Origin of the sequence: Shinella daejeonensis (assembly GCF_024281235.1) — a bacterium.
Classification (GTDB): Bacteria; Pseudomonadota; Alphaproteobacteria; order Rhizobiales; family Rhizobiaceae; genus Shinella; species Shinella daejeonensis.
In genome coordinates this window covers 51,062-68,096 of record NZ_JAHWXY010000009.1, presented here as the reverse complement: position 1 = coordinate 68,096, position 17,035 = coordinate 51,062, and the positions used below count along the sequence as shown (strand labels likewise).

The 17,035-nt window shown below is 63.7% G+C and carries 20 protein-coding genes; 7 read left to right on the top strand and 13 right to left on the bottom strand.

Translation table 11 applies throughout. The features are described from left to right. Window positions 1-146 precede the first annotated feature (146 nt). Genes KYK29_RS17920 through KYK29_RS17905 form a run of 4 tightly spaced genes read right to left on the bottom strand, consistent with a single transcriptional unit; the run spans window position 147 to window position 3,634 of the window. Window positions 147-704 carry a flagellar protein gene (locus KYK29_RS17920; protein ID WP_254692260.1) on the bottom strand — a complete coding sequence of 186 codons (558 nt, stop codon included), beginning with the start codon at window positions 702-704 and terminating at the stop codon, window positions 147-149. Window positions 705-708: 4 nt separating this feature from the next. After that, complete coding sequence (gene fliI, locus KYK29_RS17915; RefSeq protein ID WP_254692259.1) at window positions 709-2,121, bottom strand: flagellar protein export ATPase FliI; 1,413 nt, start codon at window positions 2,119-2,121, stop codon at window positions 709-711. A gap of 6 nt (window positions 2,122-2,127) precedes the next feature. Continuing rightward, window positions 2,128-2,853, bottom strand: a complete 726-nt coding sequence (flgF, locus tag KYK29_RS17910; RefSeq protein WP_254692258.1) for a flagellar basal-body rod protein FlgF — start codon at window positions 2,851-2,853, stop codon at window positions 2,128-2,130. Window position 2,854: 1 nt separating this feature from the next. After that, the gene (locus tag KYK29_RS17905; RefSeq protein WP_254692257.1) at window positions 2,855-3,634 is read right to left on the bottom strand and encodes a DUF1217 domain-containing protein; all 780 of its coding nucleotides are present in this window, start codon (window positions 3,632-3,634) and stop codon (window positions 2,855-2,857) included. Between the two features lie 183 nt (window positions 3,635-3,817). Between KYK29_RS17905 and motA the strand changes: the two genes are divergently transcribed. From motA to KYK29_RS17875, 6 genes are all read left to right on the top strand, one after another. After that, window positions 3,818-4,693, top strand: a complete 876-nt coding sequence (gene motA, locus KYK29_RS17900; RefSeq protein WP_254692256.1) for a flagellar motor stator protein MotA — start codon at window positions 3,818-3,820, stop codon at window positions 4,691-4,693. 3 nt (window positions 4,694-4,696) lie between these two features. Further along, window positions 4,697-5,641: a FliM/FliN family flagellar motor switch protein gene (locus tag KYK29_RS17895; RefSeq protein WP_254692255.1), complete on the top strand. Its 945-nt coding sequence runs from the start codon at window positions 4,697-4,699 to the stop codon at window positions 5,639-5,641. Between the two features lie 62 nt (window positions 5,642-5,703). Then, a complete protein-coding gene (gene fliN, locus KYK29_RS17890) occupies window positions 5,704-6,303 on the top strand; it encodes a flagellar motor switch protein FliN (protein ID WP_254692254.1) in 600 nt (199 codons plus the stop codon). 138 nt (window positions 6,304-6,441) lie between these two features. Further along, window positions 6,442-7,479, top strand: a complete 1,038-nt coding sequence (gene fliG / locus KYK29_RS17885) for a flagellar motor switch protein FliG (protein WP_254692253.1) — start codon at window positions 6,442-6,444, stop codon at window positions 7,477-7,479. Between the two features lie 115 nt (window positions 7,480-7,594). Beyond that, the gene (gene flhB, locus KYK29_RS17880) at window positions 7,595-8,674 is read left to right on the top strand and encodes a flagellar biosynthesis protein FlhB (protein ID WP_254692252.1); all 1,080 of its coding nucleotides are present in this window, start codon (window positions 7,595-7,597) and stop codon (window positions 8,672-8,674) included. A gap of 4 nt (window positions 8,675-8,678) precedes the next feature. Beyond that, the gene (locus tag KYK29_RS17875; protein WP_254692251.1) at window positions 8,679-9,125 is read left to right on the top strand and encodes a BspJ family T4SS effector nucleomodulin; all 447 of its coding nucleotides are present in this window, start codon (window positions 8,679-8,681) and stop codon (window positions 9,123-9,125) included. A gap of 60 nt (window positions 9,126-9,185) precedes the next feature. On the opposite strand, the gene visR is transcribed toward KYK29_RS17875, so the two are convergent. Continuing rightward, window positions 9,186-9,941, bottom strand: a complete 756-nt coding sequence (visR, locus tag KYK29_RS17870; protein WP_254692250.1) for a transcriptional regulator VisR — start codon at window positions 9,939-9,941, stop codon at window positions 9,186-9,188. Further along, entirely contained in the window at window positions 9,941-10,684 is a 744-nt protein-coding gene (gene visN / locus KYK29_RS17865; RefSeq protein ID WP_254692249.1) for a transcriptional regulator VisN, read from the bottom strand. The genes visR and visN overlap by 1 nt, the downstream gene beginning before the upstream one ends. A gap of 143 nt (window positions 10,685-10,827) precedes the next feature. Here visN and KYK29_RS17860 point away from each other — a divergent pair, with 143 nt between their 5' ends. After that, on the top strand, window positions 10,828-11,208 hold the full coding sequence (locus KYK29_RS17860; RefSeq protein ID WP_254692248.1) for a hypothetical protein: 381 nt from the start codon (window positions 10,828-10,830) through the stop codon (window positions 11,206-11,208). A gap of 24 nt (window positions 11,209-11,232) precedes the next feature. Here KYK29_RS17860 and fliF read toward each other — a convergent pair whose 3' ends face one another. From fliF to KYK29_RS17825, 7 genes are all read right to left on the bottom strand, one after another. After that, the gene (gene fliF / locus KYK29_RS17855) at window positions 11,233-12,918 is read right to left on the bottom strand and encodes a flagellar basal-body MS-ring/collar protein FliF (protein ID WP_254692247.1); all 1,686 of its coding nucleotides are present in this window, start codon (window positions 12,916-12,918) and stop codon (window positions 11,233-11,235) included. 274 nt (window positions 12,919-13,192) lie between these two features. Further along, window positions 13,193-13,585: a chemotaxis protein CheT gene (gene cheT / locus KYK29_RS17850; protein ID WP_254692246.1), complete on the bottom strand. Its 393-nt coding sequence runs from the start codon at window positions 13,583-13,585 to the stop codon at window positions 13,193-13,195. Window positions 13,586-13,668: 83 nt separating this feature from the next. Further along, window positions 13,669-14,223, bottom strand: a complete 555-nt coding sequence (gene cheD / locus KYK29_RS17845; RefSeq protein WP_254692245.1) for a chemoreceptor glutamine deamidase CheD — start codon at window positions 14,221-14,223, stop codon at window positions 13,669-13,671. Next, window positions 14,220-14,609 (bottom strand): response regulator, encoded by a 390-nt coding sequence (locus KYK29_RS17840; RefSeq protein ID WP_254692244.1) that lies wholly within the window; start codon window positions 14,607-14,609, stop codon window positions 14,220-14,222. The genes cheD and KYK29_RS17840 overlap by 4 nt, the downstream gene beginning before the upstream one ends. Next, window positions 14,609-15,667, bottom strand: a complete 1,059-nt coding sequence (gene cheB / locus KYK29_RS17835; RefSeq protein WP_254692243.1) for a protein-glutamate O-methylesterase CheB — start codon at window positions 15,665-15,667, stop codon at window positions 14,609-14,611. Before cheB ends, KYK29_RS17840 begins: the two co-directional genes overlap by 1 nt. After that, window positions 15,664-16,572 (bottom strand): protein-glutamate O-methyltransferase CheR, encoded by a 909-nt coding sequence (gene cheR / locus KYK29_RS17830; RefSeq protein WP_254692242.1) that lies wholly within the window; start codon window positions 16,570-16,572, stop codon window positions 15,664-15,666. Before cheR ends, cheB begins: the two co-directional genes overlap by 4 nt. Continuing rightward, entirely contained in the window at window positions 16,569-17,033 is a 465-nt protein-coding gene (locus KYK29_RS17825) for a chemotaxis protein CheW (protein WP_254692241.1), read from the bottom strand. The genes cheR and KYK29_RS17825 overlap by 4 nt, the downstream gene beginning before the upstream one ends. Between the last annotated feature and the right edge of the window lie 2 nt (window positions 17,034-17,035).

Below are 17,035 nucleotides of genomic sequence, written 5' to 3'. Positions count from 1 at the left end.
ACTAGGGAGCCAATCTTGCGTGGGACTTGCCCGCCCTGCCGTAACCGCGGTTCTTGCCGGATTCTCAGCAAATATCCCCTGTAACCGGCAATCCGTGCCGGCCTATCCGGCCTGAACAGGCAGAAGGACGAAGTCTCGGAGAAGGATCAGTTGCGCGCGATGACGTCGCCGTTCGACGTGACGATGACCCAGGCGCCCTCGCGCTGCTCCAGCGTCGCAAGGCGGCTGTTGTCCGGCAGGATCGAGCCGACACGCACGATATACATGCCGCGCGCATCCTCGATGAGCGCCCGGCCGTTGGCGACATGCATCAGGCGGAAGCCGGAAGGAGCGGGAAGCGGTTGGTCGAGACCGGTCTCGACCGGAACGCCGAGGTTCTTCTCCCGCCCGACATCCGAGGTCGTCGCGGTCGCCATCAAATCGGGGGCGGCATCGCCGGAATTCCGCGTGCTGTCGACCATGGCGGTCGGCGACACGCTCATCACCTTGCGCGCGCCGTGTTCCGGCAGGTCGCGGGTCGTCCCTTCCCAGAGTTTCGGGATGGAGAATTTTTCAGGATGGAGAAAGACATACCACGGGAAGAATGCGGCAAGCGCGGCAAGCAACACGCCCGAGGCGACAATGACCTTGTCCGACCGGCTGTAACGGTTTCTGTCGCGCCGGCGGATCGGTGGTACGGCCTGGTCGTCGTCGAATTCCGTCATCGCGTCACCCCCTTCTGACCACGCCGGGGCCACCCGGCTGGCCGGCCGCGTTCTTCAGCGCGACGGCGAGATCGGTAAAGGCGTCGGCCGCCGGCTTTTCGCCCGGCGTCTGCTTGAGAACCTCGTAGATCACCGGTACCTGCCGGATCGCCATGTCGAGGTCGGCGTCGGCGCCCGGCCGATAGCCGCCGATGAGCCGGAGGTCGCGGGTCTCCTCGAAGCGATGGACCAGCGCCTTCAGGCGGGAAACCAGCTTTTCCTGATCCGGCGTCCACGCCTTGCGCGCAAGACGCGAGATCGAGGCCAGCGGATTGATCGGCGGATACCGCCCTTCCTCGGCGAGACTGCGCTCCAGCACGATATGACCGTCGAGGATGCCGCGCGTGGAATCGGCGATGGGATCGTTGTGATTGTCGCCGTCGACGAGGATCGAGATGATGGCGGTGATCGTTCCGGCGCTCTCCGTTCCCGGCCCCGCTCTTTCCAGCAGGCGCGGCAGTTCGGTAAAGACGGAAGCGGGATAGCCGCGGGCGATCGGCGGCTCGCCGGAGGCGGTCGCAACCTCGCGAATCGCGTGGGCGAAACGGGTGACGCTGTCGACGATCAGCAGGACGTTGTCGCCCTGATCGCGATAATGCTCGGCGATGGTCACGGCGGTCAGCGGAGCCATCTTGCGCAGCATCGGGCTTTCGTCGCTGGTCGCGACCACCGCCACCGACTTGGCGAGATTCTCGCCAAGCGTATCCTCGATGAATTCACGCACCTCGCGGCCGCGCTCGCCGACGAGCGCGATCACCACCTTGTCGAAGGCATCGGCCCGGGCGAGCATGGACAGCAGCGTCGACTTGCCGACGCCCGAGCCGGCAAAGATGCCGAGACGCTGCCCGAGGCAGAGCGGCGCGAAAATATCGATGGCGCGCACGCCGGTGTGGAAACCCTTCTCGACCCGCCGGCGCGTCATGGAAGGCGGCGCCGAATTGGAAATGGAGCGGCGCACGCCACCTTGCGCCAATGCGCCGAGACCGTCGATCGGCTCTCCGAGCGCATTGATGGTGCGCCCGCACCAGGCGTCCGTGGGCGCGACGCGGAACGCGCCCTTGCGAATGACGGTGTCCTCGATGCCGATGGGCTCGCCCGGCTCGATCGGGCAGACCACCACCGCATCGGGTTCGACGCGAACCACTTCGCCCAGGTGCACGCCCGTTTCGCTCTTGTGGGCGACGAATTCACCGAGGCGAACATGACGCGACAGACCGGAGACCGTATAGTTTCCAGCCGCAATCGTCCTCACCTTGCCACCATGGGCGATGGAGAATTCCGGCGAAGCATAGCGTTGCGCCAGACCGGCGAGCGCGCTCAGCCGGCGTGCGCCCTCGCCTACCCTCGCCTCGTTACGGGTACGGGATGCCGCTGCCATGGCCGTTTACTTGCTGCCGCCGAGCACCCGCACCGCCTCGCTCAGCGAACTCTCGCTGTCGCGCAGCAGGGCGGCCGTGCTCTCGAAGGCCCGAGTGATCTGGATGAGCTGCGTCATCTCGCTCATCGCATTGACATTCGATTCCTCGATATAGCCCTGCACGACACCGGCATCGAGACGGTCGATGACCGGCTCCGGCGCAAGCGTGGTGATGAGGCCGCTGTTGCCCGCGCGCATGAAGCCGCCGGAAAGGTCGGCCGAAAACAGCCCGAGGGCGGCGACGGGCCGCCCGTTCTGGTTCAGCTGACCGTCGGCGCTCAACGAGATCGATCCGTTTTCGGGATCGAGCTGGATCGGCCCGCCGCCGGCGTCGAGCACCATATAGCCGTTGAGAGTGACCAGTTCGCCGGCCTCCGTCAGCGCGAAGCGGCCATCGCGGGTGAGCGTCGGCCCGGCGGGGGTCTCCACCTGGAACCAGGCGTCGCCCTTGATGGCGAAGTCGAGCGGGCCGCCGGTTTCGGTCAGGCCGCCGCTGCGGGTGTTCATAAACTCCTGCCCTTGCGAGACGAAGGCGACATCGGCGATCTTCTGGTCGCTGATGACCTTGTTGAACTTGATCTCGGTGGCGCGGAAACCGACCGTCGTCGCATTGGCGACATTATCGGCCAGCGTCGTCATGCGGCGGTCGAGAGCGAGCTGGGAGGAAAGCGATACGTAAAGCCCGGTCTGCATGTCAGCGGCCTCCAAGTTTCAGATTGTTGATCGAAAGGAGAAGGTCCGTCGAAATGCCCGTGAGGCTCGATGAGCGGAAGGCGGTGAGCGGATCGTAACTGCCCGCCGGATTGTCCAGCTCCCACAGGCTGGTGAACCGCTCCAGGAACCGGCCGAGCGCGGCGCCGTCCTGGAAATCCTCGAGGTTCAGCGCCTTCTCGTAATAGGCCGCCTGCCTGTCGACGTCGGTCGCGGCGAATTCGGCGGGGAGTTGAAGGGCGGTGCGGACGACCTGGGCCAGCGCATCATCGGCGATGATCGAATAGCCGGAGGTGATCGACGAGGCCATGCGTTCGAAATACAGCGCCAGCCGCACGCCGGTATTGTCCTCGCCGGCACTGACTTCCAGCGTCTCGCGGAGATACTTGTCCGCCACCCCCTTGCGGGCACGCTCGAAGGTCGTGGCCAGTTCGCCGTGGCGGGCGAAATTGAGCGCTTCGGCCAGTTCCTTGTAGCGGCTGTCGCTCAGCTTGTTGGCGAAGGCGGCCTCGTCGTCCGCGCCCTCGGTCAGCACCTTGCGCATGAAGGCCTTGGCGTAGGCCATATCCTCGAGGCCATGCGCCTTCATCGCATAGTTGTAGAGACGGCTGTCGGCGAAGAAGTCATCGATCGACTTCACGTCGCCGATATGGGCAAGGTAATATTCCGTCTCGCGCTTGACGTCCGGCTGCTCGGCCACGCGCTTCAGCGAGGCCTGAAGGTCGGAAGAGATCAGCTTATAGCTCGTATAGGTGGTCGTCACGATGGCTCCGCCGATAGATCACGGGCAGGGCGCAAAGCCCCTCACAAGCTCCAATCCTGTGCGTGCTTGCTTGTGCGAGGCTGATCGGCGCGTACCCGCTGCCCGGGGATGCAGCCTACAGCCTCACGCAAGGCTGACGGCTTATCCCCGGTCGGGTCAGAATTGTGTCAGGACAGCTGCCTTATGAACATCATCATCGGTCTCATCGTCACCTTCGGCTGCGTGATCGGCGGCTATATGGCCATGGGCGGGCATATGGAGGTGCTGATGCAGCCCTTCGAGCTCGTGATCATCGGGGGCGCCGGCATCGGCGGCTATATCGTGGCCAACAACATGAAGACCCTGAAGGACACCGGAAAGGCGCTGGGCGAAGCCTTCCGCTACAAGGTTCCGAAGGAGCGTCATTATCTCGACACGCTCGGCGCGCTCTACAGCCTGATGCGCGATCTGCGCACCAAGTCGCGCAACGAGATCGAGGCCCATATCGACAACCCCGGCGAATCGCCGATCTTCCAGGCCGCGCCGACGGTTCTGGAAAACAAGGAACTCACCGCCTTCATCTGCGATTACGTCCGCCTCATCATCATCGGCAACGCCCGCTCGCACGAGATCGAGGCGCTGATGGACGAGGAAATCCAGACGATCACCCGCGACCGGATGAAACCCTATCATGCGCTGAACGTCGTCGGCGAGGCGCTGCCCGCCATCGGCATCGTGGCCGCCGTTCTCGGCGTCATCAAGGCGATGGGCGCCATCAACGAAAGCCCGGAAATCCTTGGCGGCAAGATCGCCGCCGCGCTGGTGGGCACGCTCCTCGGGGTGTTCCTGTCCTATTCGATCGTGTCGCCGATCACCGCCAACATCAAGGCGGTGCGCGAAAAGCAGAACCGGCTCTACATCATCGTCAAGCAGACGCTGCTTGCCTATATGAACGGTTCCGTGCCGCAGGTGGCGCTGGAATACGGCCGCAAGACCATTTCCTCCTACGAACGGCCGTCGATCGATGCCGTCGAGCAGGAGATGATGGCCCCGCGCGGCTCGGACATCAAGGCGGCCTGATCCATGGAAAATGTGACCGCGGCCCCGCTCCCTGCCATGGACCCCGTCGTTCTCGCGCGCCTGACCGGCCGCCTTGGCGACCGGGCGACGATCTCCCGGCTCTGCGCGAGCCTCGGAGAGGTCTTCTCACACCGCCTGTCGGCCATGCTGGAGAGCGAACTCGGCTTCGAGGTCGCCGTCTCCTATGCGGGTTTCGAGGCCGGGCACACCGATACATTGCTCGGCCAGCTCGGCGGGGCGATGGCATACTGCCGATCCTCCGTCGCCGGCTGGTGCGACGACGTCGCCATCCTATGCGACAGCCCCCTGGTCATCACGCTCGTCGAGAACATGCTCGGCGCAGTCGACGATTCGGTCGAGGAGCCGGCGCCCCGGCTCTTGTCGCGTATCGAACTCGACATCGCAGCCATGCTGTTCGACCGGATTTCCGGCGTGCTCGCTGCGTCCATCGGCAGGAACGGCGAACGGGACGTGCGGCTCGGCCTGGCGGCCAACCTCGAACAGGGCAAGACGGACGAGGACGACGACGGGAAAACTTTCGCGGCGATGGTCAACATGGCCGTGGGCATCGGCCCGGTGCTGTCGACCTTCCATGTCATCGTGCCGCAAAGCGTGCTGTTGAAATCGGTTATCGCCCCGGCGGCGGAAAGCCCGGAGCAGCAGGCCGATTCCGGATGGCGCAAGCAGCTCGGGGAGCAGGTCCGCCGCTCCAAGGTGACGCTGGAGGCGCGCATCCGGCTGGAAGCGCAGACGCTCGACACGATCAGCCGCCTGCAAGCCGGCGACATCATCCCCTTCCGCGATACCGGCGACGTGCGCGTGGAGGTCAATGCGAACGGGCGCGATCTCTATGTCTGCGAATTCGGGCGTTCAGGCGCCCGCTACACGGTGCGCATCAAGGATACGCACGGCTCGGGTGAGGACCTCCTCGAGCACATTATCGGATAGTTCATCGACGAGGTTTGCCGAATGGTACGCCTCAGGCAAGTTTCGATTGGAATAGTGATCTCATGGCACCGAAGAAAACACCCATCGCTGACGACATCATGCCTTCCAACAATACCGGCGACCAGGAGCTGGAGCAGGCGATCGACGACCTGCGCGGCGTGCTCCAGCAGGATGCCGAGGGCATCGCCCCGGCCAGCGATCCGCTGGCGCAATTCGGCGGAGACTTCGAAACGGATTTCGGAGGCGGCGACGACACGCCTGCTTCCGGCACCATGGATTTCAGCGCCACGGCGGACTTCGGCGGCACGGCGGATTTCGGAGGCGCGGCGGATTTCGCAGCCCCGGATTTCAGCGCCGACGACACGCCGGCGGGTGCGGATTTTTCCGAGGAATCCCGCCCCGGCAGCGCGATGGACGCCAATCTCGATCTCATCATGGATATTCCGATCGACCTCCAGATCGTTCTCGGCTCGTCGCGAATGCAGGTCTCGGGCCTGATGAACCTTACCGAAGGCGCGACGATCGCGCTCGACCGCCGCATCGGCGAACCCGTCGAGATCATGGTGAACGGCCGCGTCATCGGTCGTGGCGAGATCACGGTTCTGGAAAACGACGACACCCGCTTCGGGGTGAAACTGATCGAAGTGAAAAATACACGCTAGAGCGATCCCGGTGAAATCCGGCTCATCGGGATTGCTCTCATATACTGTTTTCACCGCATTATCCGACGCCGGAGCGATCTTTCTTCGGTTGGAAATGCTCTAGGTCTGACGCCGGTTTCAGGTCTCAGGGGGTAATCCATGATGGATTTCGAAAATTACGGCAATACGGCCGTGGCGGCTCCCCTCTCGCAGGTGGAAAAGGCCGCGGCGGTGCTTCTGGCGATGGGCAAGGGCGTCGCCGGCAAGCTTCTGAAGTATTTCACCCAGGCCGAATTGCAGACGATCATCGCCGCCGCGCAGAACCTTCGCGCCATTCCTCCCCATGAATTGCTCGACCTCGTCAACGAATTCGAGGACCTCTTCACCGAGGGCACCGGGCTCATGGACAACGCCAAGATGATGGAAGGCATTCTGGAGGAGGGCCTGACGCCCGACGAGGTGGACGGGCTGCTCGGCCGCCGCGCCGCCTTCCAGGCCTATGAGACCACCATCTGGGACCGCCTCCAGGACGCCGATCCGGTCGCCGTTTCGCAACTCCTGCTTCTGGAGCACCCGCAGACCGTCGCCTATATGCTGTCGATGATGCCTTCCGCTTTCGGGGCGAAGGTGTTGCTGGAAATTCCGGAAGACGCGCGCGCCGACATCATCAACCGTACGGTCAATCTCAAGGAAGCGAGCCCGAAGGCAACGGCCATCGTGGAAGCCCGCGTCATCGAGATGATCGACACGCTCAACGCGGAGAGCAACTCCATCGGTTCGAACAAGGTCGCCGATCTTATGAACGAACTGGAGAAGACGCAGGTCGACGACATGCTGTCGTCGCTGGCGAATGTCTCGACCGACGCGGTCAAGAAGGTACGCCCGAAGATCTTCCTCTTCGAGGATGTGATCCTGATGCCGCAACGCAGCCGCGTCATGCTCTTCAACGACGTGTCGGGCGATGTCATCACGGCGGCGCTGCGCGGCACGCCCATGGATCTGCGCGAGGCGGTGCTCTCCTCCATCGGCGCGCGCCAGCGCCGCATGATCGAGTCCGATCTCGCCGACGGCGACCAGAACATCAACCCGCGCGAGGTGGCGATCGCCCGCCGCTCGATCACCCAGGAGGCCATCCGGCTCGCCGCCGCCGACCAGATCCAGTTGCGCGAAAAGAACGACCTGCAGCAAGCGGCCTGATCCTGCTTGACAGGATGTCGCCGCAGGCGGAGCGTCACCATGGCCCGAATCTCTCGCCGAGGGGTTCGGGCCATGGCATTTCAACGCCGCCGGCCGGCGGCCGGGAGCGCGACACGTGTCGGACGAAGACAAGGACAGCAAAACAGAACTCCCGACGGAGAAAAAGATTCGCGACGCCGTGGAAAAGGGCAACACCCCGTTTTCCCGCGAAGTGCCGGTCTTCGCCTCGACCATTGCGATCTATCTGTTTCTGGTGTTCTTCCTGCCCGGCGGCGTGGCGCGAATGAACGAAACGCTGCGTGACCTGTTCGAGAAGCCGGAAGCCTGGCGCCTCAACACCGGCGGCGACGTCCTTTCGCTGTTTCACCATCTCGGCTGGGAGGCCGGGCGGCTGCTGATGCCCGTCCTGATCATGATGATGGTGTTCGGCATCGCCTCCTCGGTGTTGCAGAACCTGCCCAGCCCCGTGCTGGAGCGCATCCGCCCACAAGCCTCGCGGCTCAGTCCGATGAAGGGGTTCACCCGGATCTTCGGCAAGCAGGGGCTGGTGGAATTCGGCAAATCGCTGATCAAGATCCTCGTCGTGTCGCTGGTGGTGGCGCTGTTGATGCAGCGCGATTATTTCGCCGCGCTCGACACGATGTTCTCCGAACCGGCCACGCTCATTCACATGATGACGCTGGACGTCAGCAAGGTGCTGCTCATCATCCTCTTCGCCACGGCGCTGGTGGCGGCGGTCGATTTCGCCTGGACCCGTTATCACTGGTTCACGGAATTGCGCATGACCAAGCAGGAAGTGAAGGAGGAAATGAAGCAGGCGCAGGGCGACCCGATCGTCAAGGCGCGCATGCGTTCGGTACAGCGCGACCGGGCCCGTCGCCGCATGATAGCGGCGGTCCCGCGCGCGACCCTGGTGATCGCCAACCCGACCCACTACGCCGTGGCGCTTCGTTATGTGCGCGAGGAAGGCGACGCGCCCGTCATCGTGGCCAAGGGACAGGACCTCGTCGCGCTGAAAATCCGCGAGATCGCTGAAGAGAACGATATACCCGTCTTCGAGGACCCGCCGCTTGCACGCTCAATGTTTGCGCAAGTCTCGGTAGATAGTGTCATTCCACCGGTGTTCTACAAGGCAGTGGCGGAACTGATTCACCGGGTTTATGCAGCTTCGCCCCAGACCAGACGGATAAACTAGAGCCATGAGAAAATGCGCCTATTCCGCCGAACGTGAAAAAATTGTCGCGGAAGCGATATGTCCGGTGGCGACCGAGTTGCGAATGCTCGACGCCGCGGACCTGGTTTCGCTTCTGCGTTTCGAATGCTACGGCAACCTTGCTGATCTGGTCTCTTCGGCTGCCGAACTCTACTTCCTGCCCGGAACCGTCAATTTCGGCGCGGGCGGTGACTATCGCCTCGACTGGGGGCTCGAACCCGAAGTGACCCTCGACATGGAATTGCGCCCGCCGGGCGTCACCGTCTATGCCAAGCTGTTGTTGCAGAAGGACCGGGCCGGCGTCGAGGTGACCCATGTCGCCTTCAACGAGCCGCATGCCGATCCGGAAGACAATACCGCGCTCCTGCGCGAAAGCCTGCGCGCCGCCCGCTATATGCGCGGAGACGCCGGGTCGTCCGAAACAACGCATTGATTTCCACACATTTGGTTTGGACATCTGTGGCCGGCCGGAAGCCGGCCACTCTTTGCCGCCTCAGGTGATATAGCCGAGACGGATGGCCTTCGCGATGGCCTGGATACGGTTGACGGCGTCAAGCTTGGTCGTCGCCATGCCGAGATAGGCGTTCACGGTATGCACCGAAAGCCCCATCTTTTCGGCGATCGCCTCCGAGATGCAGCCGTCGCCGGCCATTTGCAGGCAGGCGATCTCGCGTTCCGTGAGGCTGGCGGCAGGCGCAAGCCGGCGTTCGTCGTTCGCCAGCATGTCGCCGAGAAGCTGGCAGCACTTCAGATGCATGTCGATGACCGTGTCGCTCGCAAGCTCGATATAACCGCCGGTGAAGACGACGTAGCCGTTGCCCGCCGCGCCGAGCTGCACCGGAAAGGCGATGCCCGACCAGGGCAGCAGCTGCGGCTGAAGGCGATGGGTGAAAGCGTCGGTCGCCGCTTCGGCGAACTGACCGTCGCCAAGCCCCTCCCACACGAGCGGGACGATCGAGACCTCCATATGGGCGAGCATCGCCTCGCCGTAACCATCGAGAAGCTGGCGCAGGCCGGAATCGGCCTGCGTTCCCCAGTTCTGGAGAGCCGGCACGAGCTTGCGCATCGAGGCAAGCCCGTGACCGGCAAGCCGCAGCACCACGAAGCGCTCCGCCCCGACGATCATCTGCATCGTCCGGAGCGTGGCGACGAAATCGGACACCGGCACCGGCCTGGCCGGTCGCGTGCGCTTGAGGTCCCCTTCGATGGACGCGGCCTGATGAAGCCGGATCTCGGTGCTCCTGCCCATCAGACCAGACCGTTGCGGACAGCCCAGGCGATCGCTTCGGAACGCGTACGCGTCGCCGTCTTGCGCATCACGCCGGTGATGTAATTGTTGATGGTGTTGCGCGATATGCCGAGGATGAGGGCGACTTCGTCGCTCGTCTTGCCCTCGGCGATCCAGTAGAGGCACTCCACCTCCCGATCCGTCAGCTCCCGGTCGCGGTCGTGGCGCTCGATCACGCTGCGGCAGCAACGGCTCGCGAAATAGCCGGCCAGCAGCCCCACGTCACGCAGCTTGCTTTGCGAAAGGATGAAGTGCTCCGGGAAGAGCAGCATCAGCGACAGGCGCGCGCGGCCGACCTGGAAGGAGACGGCGCAATATTCACGGCCGATGCCGCGCGGACGCACCATGCTGTCCGGCAGCTGGAAGAAATGCGGCTTGAGGACGCCGAGACATTTCTCCACGTCACTCATGCGCGATTGGCTGGTGGCGACCATCGTCGAAATGCCACGGACCAGATTGAAGGGCCAATCCGACGCCAGGACGGATTCCAGACCGGTTTCGGCGGCAATATCGTGACGGAGCAGAAGATAGTAGGATGCGCTGACGTAGTCGGTCAGGGCCTTCAGGCCCGCGGGAATATCCGACTTGTCGGCGCAGCGCCCCAGCCATCGCACGAGACGCTCACGCTCGCTTCCGCCGACATCGCGCGCCGCCGGGAATCCATAAGCTGTCCGGGTCGCATCACCCGACCGGATCGTTTCCATAAGTAGCCCCCTGTTTGCCCGATTCGTCCCGCCCCCTTCGCCGGCAAGCCGTAGAAACGGCAACCGGCGGTCAAGCCGCATCAGCGGGAATCATCAACCGAATCAGTGACTAAAGGATACATGCGCCACCCCCGAAAACCACAGTGGCCTTTTCGGGATTTACTTCGTGGCTTTTCTGTGAATCGCCTGTCGCGACTGATTTGCCCGCGTCTCGCGATCCCGATCGGCCGCTTGCATCGATGGTTAACCTATTGTTAACCATGATCTATTCGGAAGGCCGGGCGATATCGGGCGGCTTTTCGCCATCGACACGCAACCAGAATTTGCATTTTTTCGATGGCGCCACAGCCAAAGCGATTTATTATTATTTTGTAACAGGCCGCGTTTTTTCGCATTTGCGCCTCTTCCGGCCCGCAATGCTTCGCTGTATCCCGCAAGAAATGTTGCGGCTGCGCCACACTCTCGCCTTAAATGGCCGTCGCGCAGATACGGAAAGGGCGCGCCCGTTGCCGGACACGCCCTGAATTTCCCCGTCATGTGACGTTTTCTCAGGCGGCTTCCTTCTCGTCCGCCCATTTGCGCAGGATCTTGGCGGCCCGTTCCTCGCTGATTTCGACCATGCGGCCGAGGCGTCGCTCCGGACCTTCCTTGACGCGCCGGTTGAAACCGTCGGAATCGTCGTCGCCACCGGCAAGCAGGTCGTCGGTGCTGTCGAAGCCGAAGTCCGCGCCGAAGCCATCCATGAGAGCGGCGCCCGGCCCGCCGACCGCGCCCGCTGGCGAGAAGTCGGGCAGCTCCAGCCCGGCCGCGTCCGCATCGGGGGCAGCGCCGTTGCCGGCAATCGAGCGCACCGCCGGGCGAAGGCCGAACCAGACGACCACAAAAGCCACGCCGAGGAAGGCGAGAGCATTGATGATACCGCCGAGATTGCGCGTCAATGTTTCCATCACGCCCGGCCCGGCCACCGCCTCGTCGAGAAGCTGGTGATCGAGGAACTCCATGGCGGTGAGCGTCACCACATCGCCGCGGGCGCTGTCGAGGCCGGCGGCAGCCGTGACGATCGTCTGCATTTCGGCCAGGTAGGCGTCGACCTTCGCCTGGTCGACCGGCTCTTCGAGCATGGCGGCGACGCGGGCGCGATTGACGACGATGGCCACCGACAGCTTCTCCACGGCATAGCCGTTGCGAACGGTGGCGACGGTCCGGCTGTTGATCTCGTAGTTGGTCTGTTCTTCCTTCTTGTCCGCCTCGTCATTCGACTGGGGTCCGGCAAGATCACCCTGCGGGCCGCCCTGCGGCAGGTTCTGCTCGACCGTCGTCGGCTTCTGCCCCTGTTGCTGGCTGGACTTCTGGCTTTCGCGGGTGACGCGGACGGAGCGCTCGACGCGCGATTCCGGATCGTAGACCGTTTCCTGGATCTGCTGGCTGTCCATATTCAGCGTCGCGGTCACGCTGGCGCGGAAATTTTCCATCCCGAGGAAGGGGGCGAGCGCCTTTTCGATATTGCGCTCGATCTCGCTCTGCACCGTGTGGACGGCGCTGAGCGAGCGGTTGAGCGAGCCGTTCTCCGCATCGTCGCCGGAGGCGAGAAGCTGGCCGGCCGAGTCGAGGATCGTCACGCCGCTGACGTCGAGCCCCGGCACCGACGCGGCGACGAGATGGCGGATGGCCGCCGCCGAATCGCGGCCGACCTGCGCACCCGCGCGGATCATCACGGAAGCCGTCGGCATCTGGTCGGCCTTACGGAAATTGCCGCGTTCCGGCATGACGATATGAACGCGGGCGGCGGCGATGCCGCCGATCTGCTGGATGGTTCGGGCAATCTCGCCTTCAAGGGCCCGCACCCGCGTCACTTCCTGCATGAAGGAGGTCAGGCCGAGCGAGCCGACCTTGTCGAAGAGTTCATAACCGGCGTTGGCGCTGTTCGGCAGGCTGCGCTCCGCGAGATAGAGGCGCGCCTTGCCGGTCTGGCCGACCGGCACCTGCACGCTCGTTCCGTCCGTTCCGGTGTTGAAATCGATATTGGCTTCGGCAAGCGCCATGCTGATCTGGCTCATGTCGGTCTTTTCCAGACCGACATAGAGCGTCTCGTAGGCGGGCTTGTTCACCATGATGCCGGCGGCCAGCACCAGACCGATCGAAACCACGGCCGCGCCACCGAGCATCGCCAGTTTCGCCCGCCCCAGCGCCGCCAGGTTGTTATAGATGTTGGTCAACTGTTCCGACAGATTCATTCTGTTCCCGCACGGACTTGGCTTTCCTCTACCGGCGCGACAAGCCGGAACCGGAAAACACAATTTCGATCACTTGAGGCGGAACGACGCTTTTGCCGCACGCGCTGCTCCACCCCGTGGTGTACGCGGATCTGACCGATCCGACGGGGACACTAGTCAGCGAAACTTGCGCGAGCATTTCGCCGGGTGCGACAGCCACAGCGAATGAAAAACGGCGCCCGGGAGGACGCCGCCGGAAGGAGGATATATCCGTACTTCGTCTCAGGAACGGCGGTCAGAAAGCTTCGAAATCGCCAGCGGCCTTGTCAAGCGGCTGGGAATGGCCGTGACGCATGCCCTTGCCGAGCGCCTTCTGCATATCGGCAAGCTTCACCAGGCTCAGCGCCGTGGTCACATCGACCAGCCAGCCTTCCGGAACGCCGGCGGTGATGGTGTCGATGAATTCCGCAAGACCGCGGGTCTTCTGGACGGCGAGGTCGATGCCCTGAAGCACCATCATCCGTTCGGAGGCGGCCGTCGCCGCGCCGGTCTGAAGACCGGCAAGCTGGGGTTCGATCCGCTCTATCAGATAGGCAACGTCATGCAGTTCGCTAACGACGCGCATCAAGACCTCGGCCAACGCTTCTTCCGGCAGGGCGGGGGCGGCACTCAAAAACTCCGTTTGCATCACGATCCTCTTTTGCGCATCGCGCCGCTGGCGATGCGTCTGTTTTTCTGCTTGCCTGTCCACCGGACGTCCCCGACGCCCGCTCAGAAGAATTCGATCGCGTTTTCCACCGGCTTGACAATCCGCGCGGGCCGCTGCTCCAGAGCCACCGCCCGTTGCGTCTCCATACCGGTCAGCGCATATTGGCGCGCCCGGCCCGTGGTGGGCCAGTATTCCACCTTGCGGCCATGTTCGCCGCCGGTGCTTTCGCCCATGAGACGGATGCCCTCGTCCGCCAGGAACTGTCGCGCAAAGCGGGTGTTCTGCTCGCCGACATTCGAGAAGCTGGCGATGGTCCTCGCACCGCCGAAGATCTTCGCCTCCAGCCGCTCGCGCCTTGCGCCGCGCTTCAGCAGGCCGTTGATCAGCAGTTCCATCAGATGCACGCCGTAGCGGGTCGCATCGCCCCCCGCCGCAAGCGCATCCATGGACCCCGGCAGCAGGAAATGGTTCATGCCGCCGACGCCGGCAACCGGGTCGCGCATGCAGGCGGCGATGCAGGAGCCGAGAATGGTCGTCATGACCACATCCGGCTCACTGCAAACCTTGTATTCGCCCTGAATCACATGAACGCGCCGCTCGCCGGGAGCTGTCGTCATTTCAGGGCCCCGAACACGGCTTCGATCGCCGCCTTCATCTTCTCGATGGTAAAGGGCTTGGCGAGGACGTTGTTCGCGCCGAGCGCCGCCGCCTTCTGCACCAGCGCCCGGTCGCCCTGCGCCGTCAGGATGATGAAGGCCGCCTTCTTCGTCGTCGGATTGGAACGGACGGCTTGCAGAAAGCCGAGGCCGTCCATCTTCGGCATGTTGAAGTCGGAGATGACCAGATGGTGCGGCTGCTGGGCCATGATCTTCATGCCCTGCTCGCCGTCGCCGGCCGCCGTGATCTGCTTGAAGCCGAGCTGTTGCAGGGCATCGCCCAGAAGCAGGCGGCTCGTCACCTGATCGTCGACGATGAGAACTTTGATTTTTTCAGCGAGAGACATTATTCGCTTCCTTCTCTACGGGCCGCTGTGATCTTCAAGATTTCCTCCCCTATGCACGAAAGCGGGTGCTGGTGTTCGACGGCGTTCAGTTCGAAGGCCACTCTCGGCATCCCATAAACGACGCAGGTTTTTTCGTTCTGACCGATGGTCCGCGCCCCCGCATGGCGCATTTTCAATAATCCCGCCGCGCCATCCCGTCCCATTCCGGTGAGGATGACGCCAACCGCATTGCGGCCTGCAAGCGCGGCGACGGAATCGAACAGCACATCCACCGAAGGCCGGTGGCCGTTGACCGGATCGCGATCGGCCAGCCGGCAGCACGGTGCATGCGAATTGACGACCTCCAGATGGCGGTCGCCGCCCGGCGCCAGATAGACCCGGCCGATCTCCAGCCGCGCGCCGTCCGTCGCCTCCTGCACCACCGGCGCGCAGAGGCGGTTCAGCCGCTCGGCGAAGCTCTTCGTGAAGGTGGACGGCATGTGCTGGGTAATGACGGTCGGCGGGCAATTGACCGGAAACTTCTGCAAGACCGCGATCAGCGCCTCGACGCCGCCGGTGGACGCGCCGATCGCCACCATCTTGCGGCCCGGGCGGTAGCCGCCGGTCGGGTCGACACTGGCGGCGACCGGCGCGAGAGGCGGCGTTTCAGTGCGGATACGCCGATGCTGCGAGCGTGCGGCGGCCTTCACCTTTTCGGCAAGATCGCCAAACGGCCGGACGTCGCCCGGCTGGGGCTTGCCGACGCAGTCGAAAGCACCGATCTCCAGCGCCATCAGCGACGCATCCGCACCGCGATGCGTCAGGGTCGAGACCATGATGACCGGCATCGGGCGCAGCCGCATGATCTTTTCCAGGAATTCGAGGCCGTTCATATTCGGCATCTCGATATCCAGCGTCACCACGTCGGGGTTGAGCTGCTTGATGGCGCTGCGGGCTTCCATCGCGTCGCCAGCCTGCCCCACGACGTCGACTTCCGGGTCGGCGCGAAGGACGGCGGTGATGAGCCCGCGCATGGTCGGTGAATCGTCGACGACGAGAACGCGCGCCGGAGCCGTCATGCGCCCCTCCCCCGGCCCCTGCCGACATAGCGGTAGGTGGTGATCCCGGTATTGTCGAACAGAACCTTGGCCTCGCCGGCCACGCGCTCGGAATGTCCGATATAGAGATGGCCGTCGTCGGCCAGCATGCCGGCGAAGCGCGACCAGATCTTCATCTGCGTGGGTTCGTCGAAATAGATGACGACGTTGCGGCAGAAGATGACGTCGAAAGGCCCCTTGAAGGGCCATTGCGCAAGCAGGTTCAACTCGTTGAAGGTAACGAGACGCTTCACCCTGTCATCGACCTGGAAGCGCTTGCGGCCGCCGATCTCCACCTCGCGGAAGAACTGCTTGCGCATCGGCGGGCTCACCGTCTCCAGCGCCGTCGCATCATAGGCGCCGGCGCGGGCAAGCGCGAGCACCTTCGGGTCGATATCGGTGGCGAGGATGCGGAAATCGTAGTCGGCGATATTCGGCATCATCGAAAGAACCGTCAGCGCGATGGAATAGGGCTCCTGCCCGTCCGAGCAGGCCGCCGACCACAAGCGCACCCTTCCGCCACGACGAGCCCGTTCGAGAAGTCCGGGCAGAAGCTCCGTCCTCATATGCTCGAAATGGTGATTCTCGCGGAAGAAGCGGGTGAAATTCGTCGTCAGATGCGACAGCATCTCCCGGCGGACGGGCGCGCCCTCCGGCGAGGAGACCAGTTCGCAATATTCCCGAAAGCCCTTGAGGCCGAGCGCGCGAATATGTTTCGACAGGCGCGAATAGACAAGCGAGGCCTTCGTCTCGTTGAGAAAGATGCCCGCATCCGCATAGATCATGGCGGCGATCTCGGAGAGATCCCGCCGCGTCAGCGGATATTCGCCGCTCGCCAGGCACTCGTCCGGCGACGGCCTGATATCCCTGGCCGGTGAAGTCGTCATGCCGCCTCGCTTTCGATGTCCGGGAAGAGGGCGTCGAGATCGATCAGGCAGATCATGCGCCCCTCGATGGCCAGGATACCGCGCGCGCAGACCTTTTCGATCTCGCTGGCGATATTCGGCGTCGGCTGGATATTTTCGTCGACGACAGTCAATATGTCGGAGACCGCATCGACCAGAAGCCCCACCACCTTCGCGCCGACCTGGGCCACGATGATGACATGGCGGACCGTCGGCTCGGCCGGCGCCATGCCGAGGCGCTGCGACAGGTCGACGATCGGCAGCACCACGCCGCGCAGGTTGATCACGCCCAGCACATGGCCGGGCGCATGCGGCATGGCGGTGGCCGGGGTCCATCCCCGGATCTCCCGCACCGACATGATGTTGACGCAGAATTCCTGGTCGCCGATCCTGAAGGCGATGAGTTCGCGCCCGTGGGTAAGATTCTTGACCGCGTTCGTCATGG

What these genes read in the sequence shown, in the direction of transcription:
- cheB (WP_254692243.1), bottom strand. Translation starts at nt 15,667, where the DNA reads ATGACGGCTCCGGCGCGCGTTCTCGTCGTCGACGATTCACCGACCATG.
- cheD (WP_254692245.1), bottom strand. Translation starts at nt 14,223, where the DNA reads ATGACGACAGCTCCCGGCGAGCGGCGCGTTCATGTGATTCAGGGCGAA.
- fliG (WP_254692253.1), top strand. Translation starts at nt 6,442, where the DNA reads ATGATGGATTTCGAAAATTACGGCAATACGGCCGTGGCGGCTCCCCTC.
- KYK29_RS17920 (WP_254692260.1), bottom strand. Translation starts at nt 704, where the DNA reads ATGACGGAATTCGACGACGACCAGGCCGTACCACCGATCCGCCGGCGC.
- cheR (WP_254692242.1), bottom strand. Translation starts at nt 16,572, where the DNA reads ATGACGACTTCACCGGCCAGGGATATCAGGCCGTCGCCGGACGAGTGC.
- fliN (WP_254692254.1), top strand. Translation starts at nt 5,704, where the DNA reads ATGGCACCGAAGAAAACACCCATCGCTGACGACATCATGCCTTCCAAC.
- visN (WP_254692249.1), bottom strand. Translation starts at nt 10,684, where the DNA reads ATGGAAACGATCCGGTCGGGTGATGCGACCCGGACAGCTTATGGATTC.
- KYK29_RS17825 (WP_254692241.1), bottom strand. Translation starts at nt 17,033, where the DNA reads ATGACGAACGCGGTCAAGAATCTTACCCACGGGCGCGAACTCATCGCC.
- cheT (WP_254692246.1), bottom strand. Translation starts at nt 13,585, where the DNA reads ATGCAAACGGAGTTTTTGAGTGCCGCCCCCGCCCTGCCGGAAGAAGCG.
- visR (WP_254692250.1), bottom strand. Translation starts at nt 9,941, where the DNA reads ATGGGCAGGAGCACCGAGATCCGGCTTCATCAGGCCGCGTCCATCGAA.
- fliI (WP_254692259.1), bottom strand. Translation starts at nt 2,121, where the DNA reads ATGGCAGCGGCATCCCGTACCCGTAACGAGGCGAGGGTAGGCGAGGGC.
- KYK29_RS17875 (WP_254692251.1), top strand. Translation starts at nt 8,679, where the DNA reads ATGAGAAAATGCGCCTATTCCGCCGAACGTGAAAAAATTGTCGCGGAA.
- fliF (WP_254692247.1), bottom strand. Translation starts at nt 12,918, where the DNA reads ATGAATCTGTCGGAACAGTTGACCAACATCTATAACAACCTGGCGGCG.
- flgF (WP_254692258.1), bottom strand. Translation starts at nt 2,853, where the DNA reads ATGCAGACCGGGCTTTACGTATCGCTTTCCTCCCAGCTCGCTCTCGAC.
- motA (WP_254692256.1), top strand. Translation starts at nt 3,818, where the DNA reads ATGAACATCATCATCGGTCTCATCGTCACCTTCGGCTGCGTGATCGGC.
- KYK29_RS17895 (WP_254692255.1), top strand. Translation starts at nt 4,697, where the DNA reads ATGGAAAATGTGACCGCGGCCCCGCTCCCTGCCATGGACCCCGTCGTT.
- KYK29_RS17840 (WP_254692244.1), bottom strand. Translation starts at nt 14,609, where the DNA reads ATGTCTCTCGCTGAAAAAATCAAAGTTCTCATCGTCGACGATCAGGTG.